Raw genomic sequence first — 21,736 nt, 5'->3', positions numbered from 1 at the left:
TGGAACCGCCGCGAGAATCGAACATATTTTCGATTTAGCTGTTTTTTGAAATATCTTCCCGGAAAACGCCGCCAGGCTTCTCCTTCGTTGACTTTCCATGTTTTCGCGGGTATAATCAGAAAACACGGAAGCAAAAATTCTTCCGCCTGTTCCATTCATGATTTGCCATATGCAGTTTTCCGAGCAGTCACCAGCATTTTTATGAACCCCAGGCGGATCAGCAATATAAGTATAAGGACTATCACATGATCACTATAGAAAAAACATTCCCTGGCACCATCGCCTATCCGTTGGAGCGCCTTGGCGATCCGGAAAAGCTTGTCTTTTTTGATATCGAGACCACCGGCTTCTCCGCCGACTACAACACCGTATATCTCATCGGCTGTATCTGGCCGGAGGGAGACCATCTCCGCTTCATCCAGTGGTTTGCAGACACGAAAGCCGCGGAGGCCGATGTCCTGACCGCATTTTTTTACTTTATAAAGGATTTTCGCACTCTCGTCCACTTTAACGGGGACATGTTCGATATTCCTTTTGTCACGAAGCGCGCCAAGGCCTTAAAGCTCACCCCCGCCTTTGACAGCGTGGAAAGCGTCGATATCTTCCGCCGGATCAAGCCCTTTAAGAAGCTCCTTGGTCTGCCGGACATGAAGCAGAAGACCATCGAGCGCTTTCTTAAGATCGGACGCAAGGACCTCTATAACGGCGGCGAGCTCATCAAAGTCTACCTGGACTATCTGAGGACTCACGATCAGGAAGAAAAACATCTTCTTCTCCTCCACAATGAGGACGACTTAAAGGGAATGCCTTCTCTCCTTCCCGTACTCTTCTATCCTGACTTTTTCGCCCAGGATTTCACCCTGGACGCGGTGCGGGAAGCTCCCGGCGAGACAGACCGGCTGATCCTCTCCCTCTCAGGGGACCCGGTGACGATCCTTCCGTCCCCGGTGGCTGCCTCCGTCCCCGCCTACGCTTTCCGGGCAGACAAAGACCGGATGGAGCTTTCCATCCGGGTCTACAAAGGTACATTAAAATATTATTATCCGAACTATAAGGATTACTACTATCTGATCTACGAGGATACCGCGATCCACAAGAGTGTCGGCGAATTTGTCGACAAGGACGCCCGGATCAAGGCGACAAAGGAGACCTGCTACACAAAGAAGGACGGCACCTTTCTCCCCCAGCCCGCAGATATCTGGGTGCCGGAATTCAAGACCTCCTGCAAGGATAAAACAGGATTCTTCGAAGTCCGGGAAGACTGCTTCTCCGATGCGGAAAAGCTGAACCGGTATATAAAAGAGATCTTCTCATTTCTCAAATAAAACCCGCTAATCCAGTATCTTCACACATCAGCCCTGCCGCCTGCGTCAGCTGCAGACGGCAGCGGTTATGCTGCAAATCTCATTCAATGCGAAAACATGCTTAGACACATTCCTGCACCGGACGCGAGTGCTTATTTCTAGTAATCCCCGTCCTTAAGAAGCTTCCTGATATATGCAAACGTCTTTCTCTCTCCCTTTTCCTTCAACATCAGCAGGATCTTATCCAGACATGCCTTCGTCTCCGGATGCATGACGATATATTCCTTATTTCTGGAAAAATATGTGTAGGGCGCCGCGTCCGTGTAGTTCTTTCCCTGGTAGATCTTCGAGGCCGCGATCCGGTCCATGACCATCTCCGCCAGGTAATTCACTGGCATCTTCACGCCGACGATCTTCCAGTGGTCCTCCGCTGTGGACACATCGGTCCAGTACTCGAAGTGATGCTTATTTCTCCCCTTGTGATGGAGCCATGCGGAGGAATATCCCTTTTCTTCCTTCTCCGCCGCGTTTGGACTCCGCGTTCCCTGATAATACTTCACGCCGGTCTTAAATTCCTCCCAGGAATACTTCGACAGATCGTGGAGCAGCCCCTGTTTAAAAAGTCCAACCTGAAAGCAGCCTTCCATGACCACCAGCTTGTGATGGGTGATGGTCAGAAAGTGATGCCAGGCGTTGTGGAGCAGCCGTTTTTCTTCCTCATTCAATTTAACAGAACTCATATTTTTACTCTCTCGTTGCCCTCTTAAGCATATCTTCCAGCTCATCCACAGAGAACTTATAATGCTTGTTGCAGAACTGGCAGTTGACCTCGATCTCTCTGCCCTCGTTGATCATGTCCTGGATCTCTTTTTTTCCGATGCTGATGATCGCCTTCTCCACTCTGGAGCGGTCACAGTCACAGTGGAACTGTACCGGCATCTTTGATAAGATCTCAAGTCCGAACTCGCCGAGGATGTCTGTCAGGATCTCCTCCGGAGTCTTTCCCGCATTCAGCAGTGCTGTGATGGAAGAAATTCCGGAAAGCTTCGCCTCGATCTTGTCGATGATCTCATCGGAAGCACCCGGAAGAAGCTGGATGATAAAGCCGCCTGCCTGACGGACCGTGTTGTCCTTATTCATTAGAACACCTAGGGCAACGGAGGACGGAACCTGCTCAGATGTGGCAAAATAGTAGGTCAGATCTTCCGCGATCTCACCTGTGACGAGCTGTGTCTGTCCCACATACGGCTCTTTTAAGCCAATATCCTTGATAACGCTCAAAACACCAAGGTCCAGGGAACCGCCGACATCGAGTTTTCCCTGTGCATTCGGCGGAAGCATTACATCCGGATTGAACGCATATCCTTTCACATCTCCATGGCCGTTGGCTGTGACAAGAAGTCCGCCCAGCGGACCGCTTCCCTCAATTCTAAGTGTTAAAAGGTCCTTCTCCCCTTTTAAGTCAGCGCCCATCATGGCAGCTGCTGTCATGAGACGTCCTAAGGCAGCCGTAGCCACCGGGCTTGTGTTGTGGGCATTCTTTGCGTTCTCCACCATATCTCTTGTCGTTGCAGCAAAGGCGCGGATCTGTCCCTCCGCAGCCGTCGCACGGATCATATAATCGTTCATGCTCTATTTCCTTTCTTTTCCATATTCTCTCGCGATCACATAAATACGTTCGCTGTCCTCCCGCGGCGGATTCTTCGTAAATGCATCGTAGGCGGCAACAAATTCCATTCCCGCTTCGTGGATGGCACTCTTCACCTCTTCCAGGGAATAAGCCCGCTGATAATGTGTCTCATGGTACTTTCGGAAGAGATCCCCGTCCTCACGGACAAAGATCGACAGATCATAGATATTGATCTGCTCCTCCTCATCGTACTGGTTGTCCCAGATAAAGCTGGAGTCATCCCGGTCTTCCGCGATCGTGTTGTCTCCCATGATCTCCCGGTATTTGTACTCCGTATTCATGTCGAAGATAAACACTCCGCCCGGATCCAGGTAATTGTTAACCAGGCGGAATACTTCTGTCAGATCCTCCGGCTCTAAAATATAATTCATACAGTCACAGATGGAGACCACCGCCGCCACCGTGCCATAAAGTTCAAATTCCCGCATATCCTGACAGAGATACAAAATATCTTTTCCGGACTGTTCCTTCTTTTCCAGGGCAAGCTCCAGCATCTCCTCGGAGTTGTCCACGCCGATCATATCATAACCAGCGTCCGCGAGAAGCTCCGTGAGACTTCCCGTTCCACATCCGAGATCGAGAAGAAGTCCCTCCGTAACCCCCTGTTCCTTTAAAAGCCCTGTCAGATATTCACACCATTCTTCATATGGAATATTATCCATGAAAGTGTCATAGACAGCTGCAAAACCTGTATATGCCTGCATTTTATCTCCTTGATCAGCCTCAGTCCGCGTACAATAATGAAAAAGCCACTACCCGCAATAGGTAATGGCTTACGTTTCATCTTATGCGTTGCGGCCGCAGCACTTTTTGTACTTCTTTCCGCTTCCGCACGGACACGGATCGTTCGGGTAGATCTTGTGGCCTTCGCGGCGTACGGTTCCGGAAGCTTTCTGCTTCTTGTAAAGCTCGGTTCTTGTCTCAGCGGAAAGGATCTCAGACCACTGCGGAAGCTCATAGAGCCAGGAAGCCTTAGCTTCTACCATATTGTAGTAAAGCTTTTCCGGATCGATCTCAATCTTAACAACGGTATCCTCTGCCATTGTGTCGATCGGGTTCTCATATCCCTTTAAGCTCTCATTGATTCCATCAAGGAAACCAGTCATAACGAGAACTTCTGTGCCATACTTCTCAGCAAGTTCTTTTACAGTTCCCTCAACAACTTCTGTCGGGTTGGAAAGGATCTTCTCGTAGATGCCTTTTTCGATCGTAAAATAGTTTGTCCAGAGTTCTTCTTTCTTTTTATCATCGAGACCATCGCCGTAAGCGAGGCTTCTCCATGTTTCAAGTAATGTTGCCATATCAGTTCCATCCTTTTCGTATACTGTTTCTATTTCTTTTCCGCACCATCCATTTTCAAAAGGGCAGACTGGTACAGAAAACGTCTAATGCACATTATAACATAGGATATTTTTTCTGTAAACAGGAAAATTTTTTGTGCATTGGAAATATTAAATGTGACAGGTCCGGTACGTGTTCTGTACCATTACTGGGCATTCTGCTTCGTAATATACCCCTCATCATCGATCACCGCCTCCGGAGAGATGCTTCTCATGTAATTGATGATCCGCTCCTTCTCCGCTCCTTCCGCCTTCGCCACGCGGCAATTCGACTGCTTCGCCGGAATAAACCGCAGGGATTCCAACCCCTCATCTCCGATCACCGCCTCCACGAGGCAGGAATCGAGCGTCTTTGAGTTGAAGAGATAGTTCCCGAGACTGTACACCACCGGGACATCTCCCTGGTAGCCAATGGGCTGCAGCACATGGGGATGGTCCCCGATGATCAGGTCCGCTCCTGCCGCCGCGATCTGGGGCGCCTGCTCCTGCTGCCAGTGATCCAGCTTATCAGTTCCTTCCGTCCCCCAGTGGATGTATACAATGACAAAATCGCTGTCCGCCTTCGCCGCGGAGATCACCTCCAGAAGTTTATTGATCTCCAGACACCGGAATACCCCCGGAGTTGTCTCCGTTGCCCCTTTGGTGTCCGGCGGAAGTGTCCGCTCGATCTGGGTTGCGGAGACGAAGGTGATCTTCCTTCCGTTTGCGATAAAGGATACCGGTTTCACCGCTTCATCCAGGTTTCGTCCCGCTCCCACATAGGGCATTCCGATGGCTTCCAGGGTGTCCAGGGTGTCTGTCAGGGACACTTCGCCGTAATCATAGGCGTGGTTGTTCGCCAGGGACACGAGATCCGCTCCCATGTCAAAGAGCCAGGACGCGTACTTCGGATCCGCACGGAACGTAAATTTCTTTCCCGCCGTGGGCGCTCCGCCCGTCGTATACGGAAATTCGTTGTTTACCATAAAGATATCGGCGCTCCGCATGATGGATAAGAGATCCGCGGAAATTCCACCCTCGATCCCCTGCCCCCTCTTTAAGAGGGATGCCATGATCGCGTAATGGGAATCGAACAGGATATCTCCCGCAAAGACGATCCGCGTTTTTCCCGTCTCCGCTGTCTCTTTCACGTAGATCTTGTTCGCCGCCATGACTTCCGGGTCCTTTAAGAGGTCCGCGTAAGGATCCGCGGATCCTGTCTCCGCCTCGGAAGATTCCGTCTCATTCTGCTGCAGGACAACATGAGGTTTTTCACCGCCTGTTTTGCTGTCCACGCTCTCCTGTGTAGTATCACTATTCTCCGCAGGCTCAGCCGTTTTCGTCTCCTGACTTACCTCAACCGCAGCCGTCGTCCGCACGGTCCCCGATGCCACACTGCTGCATCCGCCAAGCAGAACGACCGCCAACAGGACCGCTCCGCAAATTACCGCTATTTTTCTTCTCATCATACACTCCCATAAGCAGAATTCCTTTAAATTCCACCATTTTCCCTTTTGTTTTTTCTCCCTAAAGCTTACCAGATTTTTTCCTGTTCCGCAACATTACTATATAGAGAAAAAGGCGGCAAAGCCGCCCATTCGCAGCTCCACCGCCTTTATCCATCCTTTTATCGTAACTATTCAGTACCTTCATAGTTACACGCAAAAATCCATTCCAGATCAGCTTCGCTGATGGGATTTTTGCCCTCCAGCCTATGTTTTCTTACGGTCAGCGCAGCAAGTGCGCAGACCTACTGAACAGTTACCTTTTATCCTAACTTTTATCCTTTACTGCTTCTCAGCCTTTCACCGCAAGACTACCAGCTGTGATCGCCTTTCCAGACTTTCTGTCAAACAGAAGAATGTCCGTTCCCGCGATATCAACACCTGTCTCTTCGCCAAGTTTAAAAGTAACACCGCCGAAGATAACGCCTGTCAGCAGGTACTTTCCGATCCTGAGCTTCACGGTTGATTCCATGCCGGTCGGCATCGCACCGTAGATCGTGGATGCGATGGATCCGTCCTTTGAGAGTTTCAGCGCCTCCGGACGGATCGCCAGGACGAAGTCCTCGTTGGTGATCTCCGGCTCTTCCTCCACCGCATAGTCAGACTCGTCAACCTTCGCGATATGGTACTTAAATACCTCGTCCTTGTTGCTCTTCTCAACGGCCTTCTTATCCTTTAGCATCTCAATCCTCTGAGCTTCCAGATCAGCCGCGTCTTTATCCCTCTTTGCGAACCATGCCGCCATATCGATAGGCTCGTTCGGTCGGAATGTCGCTTCGAGATCATCCAGAATCTTAAATCTGAAACTTCCATCAGCCTGTTCTTTTCCCTTCGCCTCCACAAAGTTGATGGACGGATTTCCGACGAAGTCCGCTACGAAAAGGTTTGCCGGCCTGTTATATACATCAAGCGGGGCATCATACTGCTGAAGCACACCATTGTTGATCAGACAGATCTTTGTCGCCAGTGTCATGGCCTCCATCTGGTCATGGGTGACATACACAAAGGTACTTCCCGTCTCAACATGAAGTCTCTGCAGCTCATATCTCATCTCGAGACGGAGCTTCGCATCAAGGTTTGACAGCGGCTCATCCATGAAGAGAACTGCCGGTTCCGGTGCCAAGGTTCTCGCGATGGCAACACGCTGCTGCTGACCGCCGGAGAGCTCTGCCGGGTAACGGTTCATGAACATGCCGATCTTGACGATCCTGGAAACTCTGCGGACGGATTTATCGATCTCTTCCTTCGTGAGTTTTCTGTCTTCTGTCAGAACTTTTCCTCCGGATACGATGGCATATTCCTCATTTAAGGATTGACCCTTTGACTCATAGGACTTCTTGATTCCGTCAAGCTTCTTTATCAGCTCCTCCGCCTTCGCCTTTGCGGCTGCGTCCGGATCTGCCGCGTCCTGAATCCCGTATCCGTAGAGGATCTTCGCGGTATAAATAGAGAGGATGAATGCGTCGATAAATTTCAGATAGACTTTATCCGTGTCGAGCTTACCTCTCTTATCGCGGCACTCTTCCACTAACTCTTTGATCTTCTTTCCGCTCTTCAGCGCCCGGATCAGCTCCCCCGTCGTCATGGCATCAAAATCGTATTTCGGAAGTTCTTCCCTGATATTGCTTAAACCAAAAGAAATATTCTGGTAAACGGTCATGTTCGGCCACAGCGCGTAGTTCTGGAACAGGAATCCGACCTTACGCTTATTGGCCGGAATGTTGATTCCCGCCTCGCTGTCAAACACAACCTTATCTCCGATCTTGATCTGACCAGTCGTCGGTGTCTCGAGCCCCGCGATCATGCGGAGGATCGTTGTTTTTCCGCATCCGGACGGTCCGAGCAGTGTGATGAAGGAGTTATCCGCGATGTCAAGATCCAGATGATCGACTCCGAAGAATTTTCCCCAGCGTTTTGTTATATTTCTCAATGTGATTTCCGGCATATTAATTTCCTCCTATTCCATCGTCAAGGCTTGCACCTGTCAGCTTATTGACTAACGTATTGAAGATCAGGATCGTAACGATCAGGATCAGGTTGATCGCGCTCGAGAACGCGTACAGACCCATTTCATCGAAATAGTCCAGCGTCGTCGAGAGGATGAAGCCCTGCGTACATAAGAGCAGGAACAGTGACAGTTCACGGAGACATGTCATAAACGGAAGCATGTATCCACTGATGATCGCGGATTTCTGGATCGGGATAATGATCCGGAACATTCTCTTCGTCCATGGAATGTCCTGTATGATCGCCGCTTCCTCGATCTCATTGCTGATCTGCAGCATGGAGTTTAACGCACTCCGGCTCGCAAACGGAATGTACTTGATCGTACCTGCGATGATCAGCAGCGTATATGTATTGAAGAGGTTGATCTTCTCGTTGGAGAAGAGGATGAAGAATGCAGCACCGACAGCGATGGAGGGCATCAGATACGGAAGGAATGCCACGCCGTTTACATAGCTTGCCCAGCGGCTTCTGCGGTTCTTCGCGACCGCGTATCCGATCAGGGTACCGATGGTACCTGCGATCAGTGCACAGCAGACAGCAACTAAAAGTGTACCGGCAAACGCGTGCCAGATCGTACTGTTATAGAGGATACCGTGCTGTCCGTACATACCGTTCTCGGTGATATTCTCTTTCGTGATCCACCATTTCGTGGTCAGGTTGCTTAAGTCTTTCGTGTAGAGGAAGCTATAGTCGCCCGGGTTCGGGAGGAACGTCTCAAGGGCGAAGGAAAAGATCGGGAAGATACTTGTGAAGAAGGTCAGAATGATCATCACAACTGCAATCGCGTATTTTCCGACTTTTCCAAGGTTCATCTTCGATAACTGACCGGATTTGCCGGTGACGGTCGTATAGTTCTTCCGGCTCTTTAAGCTCACCTGGTTCATCGTGAGGATCGCCACACCGAAGATCATCATGATGATGGCTAAAATACTCGCTTCACCGGTGTACTTGGAGTTTAAGGAAATGTACTTCGTGGAAAGTGTGGTAAGTCCAAGGTAATGCGGTACCGGGTAGCTTCCCATGGCGCTTCCGAATACGAGAAGGATCGTCGAGAGGATCGCCGGTTTTACCATCGGAAGCGTAATGCGAAACATCGTCTTCCATTTCGGTGTATCGAGGATCGTCGCCGCTTCTTCCAGATTTGCGTCCATATTCCGGAAAATTCCGCCGATCAGGATGTAAGCGAATGGCGCGTAGTGAAGTCCCAGAACCACAGAGCTCGGAAATAATCCCAGACACCACCATTTCGGCATGCAGATGCCGGTAAGGGATGCAAGGAGTCCGTTGGATGTACCAACGACTGCGTTGCTGTTAAATACGTTCTGCCATACAACCGCTAACGTCCACTGCGGCATGATGTACGGGAAAATAAAGATGGAGCTTAAATACTTTTTGAATTTCAGGTTCGTTCTTGTTACCAGAAATGCGAAGGTTCCGCCGTAGAGGATAGAGATCGTACAGGTAAAGACTGCTAAGAGGATCGTATTCCACAACGGCTTCCAGAGGTTTGTCTTCGCCAGACGGCTTGTAAAGAGGTCCACATAGTTAATCAGCGTGTAACCGGACGCCTTTCCGGCGAGATGGGCGTCAATGGTTCCCGGATGGATCGTGATCGTATCTTTTACGATGGCGATGATCGGCGCAACAGTGGAGAACGTCAGTACGATGCCGAACAGGAGAAGGATGATGTTCTGCGGTTTTGAAAAATATGTTTTTACACGATTGTATCTGTTCACAGAATTGTCCGCTCCTTTCATTTAAAACATGGATGCCGTTTTTCTCTCACGGCAGATGCCATATGTAACATGAGGGCGCCGCACACATGTACGGCACCCTCGAACTATCTTGTTTCATGCAACTGTTCAATAGGTCTGCGCATTCACTGCGCGGACCGTAAGAACGCGTCGCGCAGTAAGCAAAAATCCCATTGACGAAGTCAATTTGGAATGGATTTTTGCATGTAACTGTGAAGGCACTGAGCAGTTACAGGTTCATTTACTTTGCAGAGTCGCTGTACTTCGTGAGAAGCTCGATCCAGCTGCCGACTGTAAAGGAAACGGATGCACAGTAGTCCGGATCTTCCAGAACTAACTCACCGTCTGTTGTCCACCAGTCATATCCACGGTCGTCCTTGCACGGGAACTGGTCTTCGCCGGCCTCGTTGTAGCCGCCCTTGCTGTGCTGGTAGGTTTCCTCGATCGCTGCAGCAACTTCCGGGTTAGCGGAGTAGCCGCCCATATCTTTGCCCCATGCGGAGAAGCCGTCCTCTGTACATGTCATGTACTGGATGAATGCGCATGCGGTCCACGGAAGCGGGCTGTTGTTTGTAACGAAGAGATAATGGCAGTAACCGTAACCACCGATGCCTTTGTAGCCGTCCTGATAAGCGGCAACCTTAATGTTATTTAAGGAAACGCCTGCGGACTCTTCTACGGAACGAAGTTTGGAATAAACTAATAATCCGGCCTGATCTGTTGCGGAATCCGTAACAAGTGTGTTGCAGATCGGACCATCATCTGTCTGCTCATTGTAGTTCTCAACCCAGAGCTTGATCCATGCGAGGGCATATGCGCCGTTCTCGCCAAGTCCAAGATCCTCAGCATCTGTTGCCATCTCGTCGATAACCGGTTTGAAGTATGCCTTCTTTGTGTCATCGAGAGCATCGTAAGCATCCTTTAACCATCCTGCATACTTATCTTCTGTCAGCATGTATAAGAAGTTCTTTCCAACGATCTCGGAATCGATATCCATGTATAACGGATGAACGCCCTCTGCTACGAAATCCCAGCAGTTCTTATATTCAGCGCTTCCTGTGCTGTTATACATAAATACTTTATTTAATGTCTGTAACGGAAGGAATCCTTTATATGCGTCCGGTGTTGTTCCGTTTGCCTCTGCCCACTCTTTCGGGATGTAGGTCTTTAAGATTCCCGGCTGAACCATCTTTGACTCGATCTGGTTGCCATCCTGGATCAGGGTCATCGCGAAGGTTCCTTCTGTCTTTAAGGAGTCTGCGGTCAGCTGCTCAAAGATCTTATTGTTCTTCGGCTGCTGCCACTCATATTCCATTTTGTAGGATGGATCGATGGACTGCAGGTATTCGATGAATAACGGCAGTGCGCTCTTTCCGCGGCTGGAGTTACCAACACCATAGAAGGTCTTTCCGTTGGACTCTTCGATGGCTTTCTTCGCCAACTCTTCCATGGACATTCCTTCTGCTTCCTTGATGATCTTTTCAACATCAGAAAGATTGGTATCGTCTGTGGACGCAGCCTCTGTTGCCGCCTCGCTTGCCGCCGCTGTGGTCTCACCGCCGGCTGCTGCTGTCGTAGCTGTCGTTCCGCCACCGCCACATCCCGCGAGGGACATCGCTGCCATGGAAACTGCAAGTGCCAATGACAAAGTACGTTTTCTCATAAAACTTTTCCTCCTTCATTTACTGGGTCATCTTGTTTCTCTCACGACTCATTTTATACTTTTATTATACCGGCGCGCAGAAATTTTTAACAGTGGACAAAACTGCGATAGTTTGTGGAATCCTGTGAATCTGTATAATTTTGTTCCATATTTCTGATATTTTTGTGCAGTTTCGACATATGTTTTTCTATGGCAGAATTGGAAGCACAGGCATTTTGCTGTATATTTATTTGAGCATCATTCGTCCGCACACATTTTTCCCCATCATGCTGATCTGCAGGATCCCGTCAGTTCCGGACACCGGAGTTCAAAGTCGTCCATGTCTTTCTTATAACTGGTCGCGTACTTATTGGTATAGCTTATTTATAAATATTAGCACAACTTTTATATATTTTATCAAAAGCCTGTAAAATTCTTTATGCGATCCTATTTCCAAAACATTTATTTTTTCTTATGTAAATATTGTGCAAATTGAACATTGACAGAAACCGCCATTTAATGGTAACTTTACTGTAAGTTCGCTCAGCGTTTTTATGATACGACAAACGCTGCATAAGAAAATATAATGAAGAGGTGTAGACATGCAGGAATTAAAACCGATCAAAGAAGGAAAAGTACGTGAGATCTACGACAATGGTGACAGCCTTATCATGGTTGCTACCGACCGTATCAGCTGTTTTGACGTGATCCTTCACAATGAGGTTACCTCCAAAGGTGCTGTTCTGACCCAGATGTCCAAATTCTGGTTTGACCTGACAAAAGATATTGTTCCGAACCATATGATCTCCGTCGACACAAAGGATATGCCGGAGTTCTTCCAGCAGAAAAAATTTGAGGGCAAAACCATGATGTGCCGCAAATTACATATGCTCCCGATCGAGTGCATCGTCCGCGGTTATATCACGGGAAGCGGCTGGGCAAGCTACAAGGAAAACGGTACCGTCTGCGGAATCCGTCTTCCGGAAGGTTTAAAGGAATCCGACAAGCTCCCGGAGCCGATCTACACCCCGTCCACAAAAGCTGAGATCGGTGACCACGACGAGAATATCTCCTTCGAGCAGAGCATTGATCATCTCGAGAAATATTTCCCGGGAAAGGGCCGTGAATATGCAGAGCTCCTTCGCGACACAACGATCGCTTTATATAAGAAATGTGCAGAATATGCACTTACCAGAGGCATCATCATTGCTGATACAAAATTCGAATTCGGTCTCGATGACGAGGGCAATCTCGTGATCGGCGACGAGATGCTCACACCGGACAGCTCCCGCTTCTGGCCGGCAAAAGGCTATGAGCCGGGCCACGGTCAGCCGTCCTTCGACAAACAGTTCGCCCGCGACTGGCTCACTTCCCATCCGGGCAACGACTGGACACTTCCGCAGGAGATCGTCGATAAGACCATCGCGAAATATCTGGAAGCATATGAGATGATCACCGGGAAAAAATTAGAGGCATAACCCCCACAAACCTCCGCCTCTGAGTTTTTCCATTTAGTTCCTCATTTTTACGGAAAAAGCGTCCGGAATCCATTCCTATGGATCCGGACGCTTTTTTCTGTTGTTCTTTCTTCACCTGCCTGAGGGACACTGCCGTTTTCGGGTCCCTGTGATCTTCTTATTTTAAAATATCCTGTCTGCAGATATGGCGGATCTTTTCCGCGTCAAGTCCCCGGATCACTTCCACAGCAAGATCTGCTGCCGCTTCCAGGTCGGACTTCGCGCAGAAATTATAATGGGTATGAACATACCGGCTCGGGACGCCGAGAACCAGGACCGGAACCGCCTTTGCTGTCAGGCTGATCTTTCCCGCGTTCGTACTTCCGCCGCGGCGGACCGTCTCCTGAAATGGGATTCCGAATTTCTTCGCAAGCTCCTCCGCATACTCGATAAACACCGGATTTGAAATATAGCTCTTGTCCATCCTGCGGATCTGGACACCGCCCCGCATATGCCCCTGAGTCTGGGCTGCACTGAAATAGAAATCATCCGACGGGGAGCCCTCAAAGACAATCGCCAGGTCCGGACGGACAATCTGGGATGTGACTGTGGCACCTCTTGTTCCAACTTCCTCCTGAGCCGCAAACGCTCCGGTCACCCGTACCGCCAGCTGATCCTTCTCCCCGCACAGACGGGTCATTGTGTCAATAATGCATGCACAGCCTGCACGGTTATCAAACGCTTTTCCAAAGCAGAGGTCACGTTCCTCATCGTAGGAAAATGAAACTTCCGGGACTGCCGGATCTCCGATGGAAATACCGAATACTTCTGTCACTTCTTTCCTGCTCACTGCGCCGACATCCACGCTCAGTGTCTCAATACTCAGCGACTGGGAAGCCCGCTCTGCCTCATTCATAAAATGGATCGGCTTGGAAGAAATAATTCCCCGTACAAGTTTCCCGCTTCTGGTCCGGATCATCACTGTGTGCGCCGGAAGGTTCGTGAGGATCACGCCGCCGAGCATGAGGATCTCCAGACTTCCGTTTTCTCTGATACTCTGTACCATAAATCCACACTCATCTGTATGGGCATCCAGCATCACAACCGGTTTCTCCGGATCCTCACCAGGCATACGCGCATAAAGGTTATTCATCGCGTCATTTTCCAGCTCCAGACCTTTGCAGTACTTCGCAACCGTGCGGATTACATCCTCCTCAAATCCGCTCGGTCCAAACGCATCGCAGATCTCCCCAAACATCTTTACATTCATACTGATTCCTCCTATATTTTCATTTTAATTCTTACCTTTTTCCATTGATGGCCTCCAACGGCTTGTTTTTTCAGGATCCAGATTATTTTTCCTGTATCTCCGATGGAGCAACACCCGCAATTTTTTTAAATGTGTTAGAAAAATACGCAATATCTTTATATCCGACTTTTTCTGCCACTTCGTACACCTTGTTCCGGTGGTCCGAAAGCAATTCCACTGCCTTTTTCATCCGGTACCGCGTGAGCCACCCCATCACCGTATATCCCGTCTCTTTCTTGAAACAGTGGCTCAGGTGGCCTTCGCTGATCCCCACCGCACCTGCAATCTTCGCCACATTGATCGCACTTTCCCCGTAATGAGATGCCATGTAAAGCACCGCGTCCCGGACATATCCGGTAAGGCCCGCGGTATTTTCATCGAATGGCAGACAGAGCCGGATCACCGCGGCATTGATCTCTGGTCCGTCACCTTCCAAAGCTCCCGGATATTGCTCCTTTACCGGTGCCTTATCCGGGACAGATCTGCTCAGACCGGTATCTCTTCTCTTCTCCCGATCCGTCTCGATCCGCTCTTTTGCCCTGAGGATCGCGCTCTCCAGCTCCCCGTCCTCGAACGGCTTTAGCAGATAATCAAATGCATAAAGCTTCAACGCCTCTCTGGCGTAGGAAAACTCGCTGTACGCGGTCAGAAAGATCACCTGTACCGGATTTTTCTCTTCCCGAAGCTTCTTTAACATCTCAAGACCGTTCATCTTAGGCATCCGGATATCACAGATCATCAGCTCCGGATTCTTTTCATGGACCAGCTCCAGCGCGTCCAACCCGTTTTCCGCCTCACCGACGACCTCGCAACCCAGCAAGGCCCAGTCCGTCTCACCGACAATGCCCATCCGGACGAACCGCTCATCATCTACAACGATCACCTTGATCATAACAGCTCCCCCCTTCCCTTTTCCATTCCCCATCGGTCATCAGGATCTGTTCTCCATACTGGGCGCAGGCTGTCCGGAGCCATTCACCGGTATTCTTATCGTTACCTTTGTTCCACCGGCAGGCAGCCGCTCTGCCCTGAGACCGTAGTCTTTTCCATAATGAAGCCGGATGATCGTATCCACATTGTAAAAGCCGATGTGGCCATTCTTCTGTTCCTTGTCCCGGTTTCCGAGCCGTCGGATCACTTCATCGCTGATCCCGCATCCGTCATCTGAAACCTCGATCACAAGCTCCTTCCTTTCCAGATATGCCCTGACAAAAATATGCCCCTCATCCGCATCCGCCAGCCCATGGATCACCGCATTTTCCACGATGGGCTGAACGATGAGCTTTGGAACCAGGATCTCCTCCGTCTCAGGAGCGATCTCATAGCGGAAATCAAACTTTCCGTTAAACCGGATCTTCTGGATCTTTGCATAGCTTTCCACCAGTGTCATCTCTTCCTGCAGCGTGATAAACTGGGCGCTTGAAATACTGGTCCTTAAGATCTTCGCAAGCTTTGCCGCCAGCGTCGCGATCTCCGGAATATGGTTCGCCTTCGCCACCCACTTCATCGTATCAAGGGTATTGTAGAGAAAATGCGGGTTTAACTGGGACTGCATCATGGCGATCTGGGTCTCGTTCAACTCCTTTTCACGCCGCACACGCTCCTCCATGTAGGATGAGATCCTCTTTGTCATGATATTAAAATTTTCTGCCAGCTCCCCAAACTCGTCCTGACGTTCCATGTCCACATGGGTATCCAGATTTCCCTCCTGAACCTCATCCATGGCATCATGAAGTACATGGATCGGCTTGGAAAGAAAGGAGCTGATCCCGATCGCGACACCAACACTTAAAAGAAAGCTTCCCGCGGCCATGAAAAGAAGAACTGTATACATGGATCTCGTGGTATCACTCGTAAAAACATGAGGACGGATCAGGACACTGTAAAGTCCTGTGTTACCCAGCTTTGAAACGTAAATACTATTGTTGTTCCAAACCTCCGTCAGAGATTCTCCCTGTAGAAAACGGCTTCTCAGAACATCTCCGACCGTCTCCCCCGATGCCGTGCCTACACTGTACACGGTCTCCAGAAATCCATTGAGAATACAGATTCCGTCCTGGCCACTGTATGTGCCGGAGAGCGCCTTCGCGAAATGCTCCGCCGTCATTGTGACCACAAAATATCCAGAACATTCCTCCGAATTTCCGGTCACCGCTCTGGCAAACCGCAGGACCTCATCACCGCCAATCTCCAGATCACTCCGGATGATCAGATCATTCGGGTGGGCATGAGCCTCTCTCAGGATCCCCCAGTATACCGGCAGCGTCTGTCCGTAAGTACGGTTTCCCGTAGAGTACAGGCAGGAGCCGTCCGCATTGTAGAGATGAAATCCCGCCATCTCACGGCATGCAGCGGTCGCTCCGTACAGACTTCGGTACACTTCATTCTTCTTTCCAAAGCTCTCCTTTTCCAGTGCCTCGGCAACCAGCGGATCCGTACACAGTTTCTTCGCCGCGTCATGATAAGCATCGAACAGCGTCATCAGCTGCTGTTCTACCGCACCGGCAAGCTCCATATTTTTTTTTTCAAAATCTCTTCCGACCTTCACCTTAAACATCTGAATCAGAAACACGCAGCACACGATCAATGGAAGAACAGACACCGCGAGAAAGCTCACAAGAAGCTCCCGCCGGAAGGATCTCTGGATAAAGTTCTTCATGATCCACCTCCGTTTCCTGCCATGAGCGCCGCCCATCTTTCCAAAATGGATTTCTGGTTTTTTACTGCCCATCCAAGATCGAAGTCCATGATCGAACCCTCTTCCTTCTGATCCGGGGTAATATCATCGCGGACCGTCCGTCTGTAAAGCTTCTCGACAGCCAGTCTCTGGACATCAGGACTCACGATAAAATCCACAAAAAGCTTCGCGTTTTCTTCATGCTCCGCCCCCCTGATCACCGCACATCCGTCTGCCACTGCGCTGGTTCCTTCCCGCGGATAGACGATCGAAATCGCCGCGCCGCGGTCGATATACTTTTTCGCAGTCTCCTCCAAAGTCAGACCAACCAGATATGTTCCCTCTGACACCTCATCGAGCACGGCGCCTGACCCCGCCGCCATCCGGCGGCCGAGCACTCTGGCAAACTGTTCCAGAACCTCGTTTTCACGCATCGGCAGGACCTGGATCATCGTCTCCAGCATCGTGCAGCTGCTGCCGGATCTTCCCGGATCCGCAAAGGACACCTTTCCGTCCCAGTTCCCGTCAAACAGGTCCTCAAATCCCCGCGGCGCTGCAGCCGCGTCCACCAGCTTATTGTTGTAGATCAGGACAATGGGAAGCTCCGTAAATGCGGTCCAGACATGGTCCTCAGTCCGGTATATACTCTCGATGTGATCGATCTGGGTGCTCTCGTATGACATGAAGCAGTCCTTAAAGACCTCATAGCTCTCCACACCTCCGCCAAACATCACGTCACAGGATCCCTTTTCCCCCTCTTCCCGGATCCGCTCCAGAAGCTCCGTCGTTCCCCCGGGAACCACTTCTACCCAGATTCCGGTCCGCTCCTCAAACTCCTTTATGATCGGCGCATAGACCTCCTGCTTGTGAGAAGTATACACCGTAAGTCTCTTCTCCGCGCTCACCTTCTCCGGTCCCTGGCCGCTGCTCTCCCCTGTGCTGCAGCCTGCCGCACTCATCGCCGCAACTGCAATTCCAAGGAACAACGCCCATACGTTTCTCTTTCCCTTCACTCCCCCGAAATCCCCCTTTTGATTCCGTTCAGATTTTATTTATCCCTTTCATATCAGTTCTACTATTCGCTCTTTTCCACCCATTTTATCATATTTCTTATACAAAAGCCACAAAAAATAGCACTGTTGCTCTATAAAAAGAAACTCCCTTTTCGGAAAAGTGTTCCTACTGTATATAAACTCATTTTTATACGTTTTCCACGATTTTTATTTATTTTTCCATAATGGGGAGTTCGTTTTACTTAATGATTATACGCAATTCGTGAAATTGAAATTTTTGAAAGGCTACTTCACTTGGATGGTGAGGTAGCCTTTTACTTATCTATAGCCTTTGCTATATAATTCTCTTGCTAAATCATACATTTCAATCTGTTTGACAACTTCTTTCAGCTGACTTTCAGACAAACTATTTATGAAATCTAATTGCTCTTGTTTGGTTTTTCTATTTTCAAATCGACAGTCGCACTTATTTGAAATTTTATGCATTCTGCTTGCCAAAAAGCCTTTATCATTTTCTGATATGTTATTTGCTTCATATACTTCAATCATTTTATCAAGCATTTGCATATCGTATGATGTTATATTCAACTCATCAGGTCTGCTTGATTCACAGTATCCCAAAACAACATATCTAAAATCATCAAATTTACCATCTGTATAACGATACAAAAAGTTATGCCAATTCCAAATTCTTTTAAATACTTCTTAGGTCAGTTTACAAGGAACTACACGCAGACCACGAAACGGGGGCTGCTGACAACAAATAAAGGCTGAATATCAAGCACCGGGGAAGTGCGAGATATTCAGCCTGTTTTGTTGTCTGGGGTTTCCAAAGGGGCTTACCCTTTGGCATACGACTTTGCTTGCAAAGTGTAGTGTGTTATACGCTCTGTCGGCGTTGCTACGAAAATGCGGTTGCCACCGGGGAGGGCAAGGGCATTTGAAACGGCAGGAAAACAGGGCTGTGATTGCGTGACGTGGAGCCGCAAGTGCAGGACTGGTTTCATCAGCAGACAGGGCGTATATGAAAGCCCCGTCCCTCGTCCTATGCCGGACTATGGGACAAAGTGTCCCAGTCGGATAGCCACACCCACGAAAAAGCGGACGGACTTTCTTCTCAAAATCGGAATGGGCGGGAAAGCCATTTTAGGGCTTTCCCGCCTTGATTGCCCATTAGCAAAGGCGGGCGAGGCTGTCAACGGCGGCGCATTTATGCGCCGTTCATCTTGACCGTTGACTGACACGCTGGCTTTGCTATCCGTTCCTAATCTGTATGTAATCAATATAATTTACGAGGAAGATTTCCAAATAGACTGTCTAATTCTTCATGGGTCATTGCTCTAATAAGTGCCCAATTATCTTTTTTCATAAGAATAAATGGTTCAAGTCGTTTTATGGCTTCGTGGTATTCCATTTGCCCGATAATTCCACCTTGTGGATTTGTAAGGCTAACCATTGTAATAATCCATTCGCTAATTGTCTTGCCCTCTATTGCCCACTGCTCCTCCGGCACGATGGGGAAAAGAGAATCGGTATCTTCTGTAAGCGCAAGCCCTATCAAAAGTGTACCATCTTCCTTTTCGTAACACTTAGGATTAGCTTGATATGCTTCTTGTAAAAGTTTTTCAATATCCGGCTTTGTTAGCTTACTATTTGTCTGCGAGTTCTTTTTCATAAAGAAATTCATGTTTTTGATTTCCTCCGTTCTGTAATTTCATATTTATTACTTTCTCCCCCGCTGTGGGTTTGGATTTTTCAGCAAGTCCGATTTCTGTGCAATCTTTTTCAGCCACTTCTTTTCTTCCTCGGACAGCTTTTTCAAATTCAGCTTGAGCCGCTTACAGATAAACACCAAAGCCGCTTGCTCCGGGTCGCTGTCTGGACTGGCAGTTTCCTCGGCGGTCTGCAAGAAATCTTCCAGCGGGTGTCCTCCGGAACGCTGAAAAAATCGTCCTTATGGGCTTCCCGCAGGTCGAGGGCTATCTTGTTTATGTCCTGCTGTATCACATAGCGGCAAAAGCTGTCATCATCAATATGAGCGGCGATAAGCTGTCTTAGCTGCGGGTCAGTCAAGCCGGGATTGTGCTGCTTCATAATGGCTGCGCTCATAATATCCACAATGGCATTTGCGCTCTGTACCTGCTTGACTGCCGTTCCGTTCACATAGATTTCAAGGTCAGCCATGAGCCGGGGAAAATCAGGGTGCGCCGCCAGCTCACACAAGAGGGAATTATCCACCAGCCCGCTTTTCAACAGTTCAATCATATCATCACTCAAACACAGGTCTGCAAGATCGGCGTTTGGGTGATTTTTTGTTTGAGAACGCCCCAGCAGATAATCGGCGGTCACGCCGTAAAACTTCGCCAGCTTGATAATGGCATAGTGGCTGATGTCCTTGAAGTCCTTTGCTTCATAACTGCCCAGCGCAGACTTGGAGAGATTTACTTGTTCTTCAAGCTGCTCCAGCGTCAGTCCACGCTCCACGCGCAGGTCTTTCAATCGCTCTTGTATAGATAGTTCCATGCGCTCCCTCCTTGCCTACTCGGTAAATGGGAATAGCTAAATCTTCTGATAAACAATAGTAATATCTCCATCCACAAAACCAACACCAACACCTGAGTAAGTCCTCATTTGTTCGGCGTATTTTCCAACTTCAATATATTTTTGAATTTTTCCTATCGCTTCTTGCAAAACATCTTCCCATGTTGTGTCCTGTACCCATGATAGCGTATTGTCCCTTGTGTCAAATACTTCATCACAAGCCCAATCAGGATCTTCAACATCGAAGCTGGCGCTTCCTATCATTTCGATAGACCACTGATTGGTTTCATCTTCATACAGATTGAATGCTATGCCGACTACTTCATTTGGAATTGTATTTTCAAATATGCTGTCTATCCACTTTTCAATATTGTTCATAATCATAAGCCTCCTGCAAACTCATGTTTGCTAATTAGTCTTCATCATCCCAATAACCATCTTCAGATATTAACCCTTTGATAAAATCCTCAAAATTATCCGCCAGAACAATAATTTGATAATCCATTTCTTGGTCAACATACGAAACCTTAGGTTCGCCCTGTGGTCCACACTCTCTGTAATCTAGGAAAATCATCTCATGTCCAGCTGATGGGCAATCGCAAATAGCAACACCTATATCTGGATACCCCCATTCTTCTTCCATGAATTTTGTTCCAAGATTACCACAAATAGTGCAATCTTTTTCTCTACCGATACCATAAATTCCCTGAATAGCAATATGATCATCAGCCCAGCTGGTAGGTTTCTTTGTTGGAAATGCAGTATTTCTTGGTTCACCGCCATTATGTTGCTTCATTAACCATATATAAGATTCGGGCAGTTTATATCCTAATTCTTCCTCAAGTTCAGCAATAAGCTCATCTGATGGTGTTGATTCCATATAGTCATCCCAATCATGAACCTCATCTTCAGTCCAAAAATCCGTAAAGTCAAATCCTTTAAACATTTTTATTATTTTCCTTCTCATTTTTATCTTCCAAAATGCCGATTTTCTCAATTCTCCAAACTTGAATTGACTGAGCTGATAGTTACCGTTTTCTAACACTCCATTCATCATCTTGAGCTTTTCTTTCAGCATAGTAACCGCAAGGCATATCCTTTAGAATACCAACAGAATTATCTAAGTCGAATACTGATTTTAAGGATACTAACTTTGCTTCGTCTGTTTCATGTGCTTTTCCACATAGAAATTGCCACATTCCATCATCTTCATCATGTGATACATACAAAATAGGTTCTCCATTCTCTAATATGTGGCAACAGGTTATTGTAGCTGTATTTGGTGCGTCATAAAATGGGAATTTCATATTTAACACTCCTTTCAAATTCTCGTTTTCCATTCGCTTTCTTCCATTCTATCACAATTCCGAGAGCGTGGAAATAGAGAGCTTTCCGAGCTCACGACAAACGCATGAATGATTGTCTACCACCAATTCTGTTTTCAGCTATTTTTAAGCTTCTAAAAGTTCTTCCAGATACTGAATTGGACGCATGCTAACTACGAACCTTTTCTTTCTC

Annotated in this window: 20 protein-coding genes and 1 pseudogene; 2 read left to right on the top strand and 19 right to left on the bottom strand. The window is 48.4% G+C overall.

Annotated elements, in window-relative coordinates; genetic code table 11:
* Window positions 1-245: 245 nt before the first annotated feature.
* A complete protein-coding gene (locus tag ABCW45_RS15725) occupies window positions 246-1,325 on the top strand; it encodes a ribonuclease H-like domain-containing protein (protein ID WP_117469432.1) in 1,080 nt (359 codons plus the stop codon).
* A 137-nt stretch (window positions 1,326-1,462) separates the two neighbouring features.
* Here ABCW45_RS15725 and ABCW45_RS15720 read toward each other — a convergent pair whose 3' ends face one another.
* The 8 genes from ABCW45_RS15720 to ABCW45_RS15685 form a co-directional block, all read right to left on the bottom strand.
* Window positions 1,463-2,044: a DUF5662 family protein gene (locus ABCW45_RS15720; protein WP_117469431.1), complete on the bottom strand. Its 582-nt coding sequence runs from the start codon at window positions 2,042-2,044 to the stop codon at window positions 1,463-1,465.
* 4 nt (window positions 2,045-2,048) lie between these two features.
* Complete coding sequence (gene hslO / locus ABCW45_RS15715; protein WP_117469430.1) at window positions 2,049-2,933, bottom strand: Hsp33 family molecular chaperone HslO; 885 nt, start codon at window positions 2,931-2,933, stop codon at window positions 2,049-2,051.
* A 3-nt stretch (window positions 2,934-2,936) separates the two neighbouring features.
* Complete coding sequence (locus tag ABCW45_RS15710) at window positions 2,937-3,698, bottom strand: class I SAM-dependent DNA methyltransferase (RefSeq protein ID WP_117483232.1); 762 nt, start codon at window positions 3,696-3,698, stop codon at window positions 2,937-2,939.
* Between the two features lie 81 nt (window positions 3,699-3,779).
* Complete coding sequence (locus ABCW45_RS15705) at window positions 3,780-4,295, bottom strand: SEC-C metal-binding domain-containing protein (protein ID WP_117469428.1); 516 nt, start codon at window positions 4,293-4,295, stop codon at window positions 3,780-3,782.
* Between the two features lie 185 nt (window positions 4,296-4,480).
* Window positions 4,481-5,782, bottom strand: coding sequence for a CapA family protein (locus tag ABCW45_RS15700; protein WP_343221158.1), 1,302 nt, complete (start codon window positions 5,780-5,782; stop codon window positions 4,481-4,483).
* A 328-nt stretch (window positions 5,783-6,110) separates the two neighbouring features.
* Window positions 6,111-7,763, bottom strand: coding sequence for an ABC transporter ATP-binding protein (locus ABCW45_RS15695; RefSeq protein WP_343221157.1), 1,653 nt, complete (start codon window positions 7,761-7,763; stop codon window positions 6,111-6,113).
* Window position 7,764: 1 nt separating this feature from the next.
* On the bottom strand, window positions 7,765-9,561 hold the full coding sequence (locus ABCW45_RS15690; RefSeq protein WP_425518620.1) for an ABC transporter permease: 1,797 nt from the start codon (window positions 9,559-9,561) through the stop codon (window positions 7,765-7,767).
* Window positions 9,562-9,820: 259 nt separating this feature from the next.
* Complete coding sequence (locus ABCW45_RS15685) at window positions 9,821-11,242, bottom strand: hypothetical protein (RefSeq protein ID WP_117469424.1); 1,422 nt, start codon at window positions 11,240-11,242, stop codon at window positions 9,821-9,823.
* A gap of 581 nt (window positions 11,243-11,823) precedes the next feature.
* Between ABCW45_RS15685 and ABCW45_RS15680 the strand changes: the two genes are divergently transcribed.
* On the top strand, window positions 11,824-12,699 hold the full coding sequence (locus tag ABCW45_RS15680) for a phosphoribosylaminoimidazolesuccinocarboxamide synthase (RefSeq protein WP_117469423.1): 876 nt from the start codon (window positions 11,824-11,826) through the stop codon (window positions 12,697-12,699).
* A gap of 157 nt (window positions 12,700-12,856) precedes the next feature.
* Here ABCW45_RS15680 and ABCW45_RS15675 read toward each other — a convergent pair whose 3' ends face one another.
* From ABCW45_RS15675 to ABCW45_RS15625, 11 genes and pseudogenes are all read right to left on the bottom strand, one after another.
* Window positions 12,857-13,948 (bottom strand): M42 family metallopeptidase, encoded by a 1,092-nt coding sequence (locus ABCW45_RS15675; protein WP_015554214.1) that lies wholly within the window; start codon window positions 13,946-13,948, stop codon window positions 12,857-12,859.
* An 82-nt stretch (window positions 13,949-14,030) separates the two neighbouring features.
* Window positions 14,031-14,879, bottom strand: coding sequence for a response regulator transcription factor (locus tag ABCW45_RS15670; RefSeq protein WP_343221156.1), 849 nt, complete (start codon window positions 14,877-14,879; stop codon window positions 14,031-14,033).
* Window positions 14,880-14,918: 39 nt separating this feature from the next.
* Window positions 14,919-16,646: a sensor histidine kinase gene (locus ABCW45_RS15665; RefSeq protein ID WP_120040026.1), complete on the bottom strand. Its 1,728-nt coding sequence runs from the start codon at window positions 16,644-16,646 to the stop codon at window positions 14,919-14,921.
* On the bottom strand, window positions 16,643-17,677 hold the full coding sequence (locus tag ABCW45_RS15660; protein WP_343221155.1) for an ABC transporter substrate-binding protein: 1,035 nt from the start codon (window positions 17,675-17,677) through the stop codon (window positions 16,643-16,645). The genes ABCW45_RS15665 and ABCW45_RS15660 overlap by 4 nt, the downstream gene beginning before the upstream one ends.
* A gap of 318 nt (window positions 17,678-17,995) precedes the next feature.
* The gene (locus tag ABCW45_RS15655) at window positions 17,996-18,346 is read right to left on the bottom strand and encodes a hypothetical protein (RefSeq protein WP_343221154.1); all 351 of its coding nucleotides are present in this window, start codon (window positions 18,344-18,346) and stop codon (window positions 17,996-17,998) included.
* Between the two features lie 610 nt (window positions 18,347-18,956).
* Window positions 18,957-19,364, bottom strand: a complete 408-nt coding sequence (locus tag ABCW45_RS15650) for a hypothetical protein (protein WP_117504006.1) — start codon at window positions 19,362-19,364, stop codon at window positions 18,957-18,959.
* On the bottom strand, window positions 19,327-19,470 hold the full coding sequence (locus tag ABCW45_RS15645; protein WP_199537920.1) for a hypothetical protein: 144 nt from the start codon (window positions 19,468-19,470) through the stop codon (window positions 19,327-19,329). The genes ABCW45_RS15650 and ABCW45_RS15645 overlap by 38 nt, the downstream gene beginning before the upstream one ends.
* Window positions 19,401-20,200, bottom strand: a pseudogene (locus ABCW45_RS15640) (helix-turn-helix domain-containing protein). Before ABCW45_RS15640 ends, ABCW45_RS15645 begins: the two are co-directional and overlap by 70 nt.
* 36 nt (window positions 20,201-20,236) lie before the next feature.
* Complete coding sequence (locus tag ABCW45_RS15635) at window positions 20,237-20,596, bottom strand: hypothetical protein (protein ID WP_117504005.1); 360 nt, start codon at window positions 20,594-20,596, stop codon at window positions 20,237-20,239.
* 34 nt (window positions 20,597-20,630) lie between these two features.
* Window positions 20,631-21,275, bottom strand: coding sequence for an SMI1/KNR4 family protein (locus ABCW45_RS15630; protein ID WP_343221153.1), 645 nt, complete (start codon window positions 21,273-21,275; stop codon window positions 20,631-20,633).
* The gene (locus ABCW45_RS15625; RefSeq protein WP_242998028.1) at window positions 21,247-21,558 is read right to left on the bottom strand and encodes a hypothetical protein; all 312 of its coding nucleotides are present in this window, start codon (window positions 21,556-21,558) and stop codon (window positions 21,247-21,249) included. Before ABCW45_RS15625 ends, ABCW45_RS15630 begins: the two co-directional genes overlap by 29 nt.
* Between the last annotated feature and the right edge of the window lie 178 nt (window positions 21,559-21,736).

The organism is Pilosibacter fragilis (assembly GCF_032490495.1).
Taxonomy (GTDB): Bacteria; Bacillota; Clostridia; order Lachnospirales; family Lachnospiraceae; genus Pilosibacter; species Pilosibacter fragilis.
Note: the sequence above shows the minus strand (reverse complement) of the source record. Positions and strands in the feature narration are given on the sequence as shown.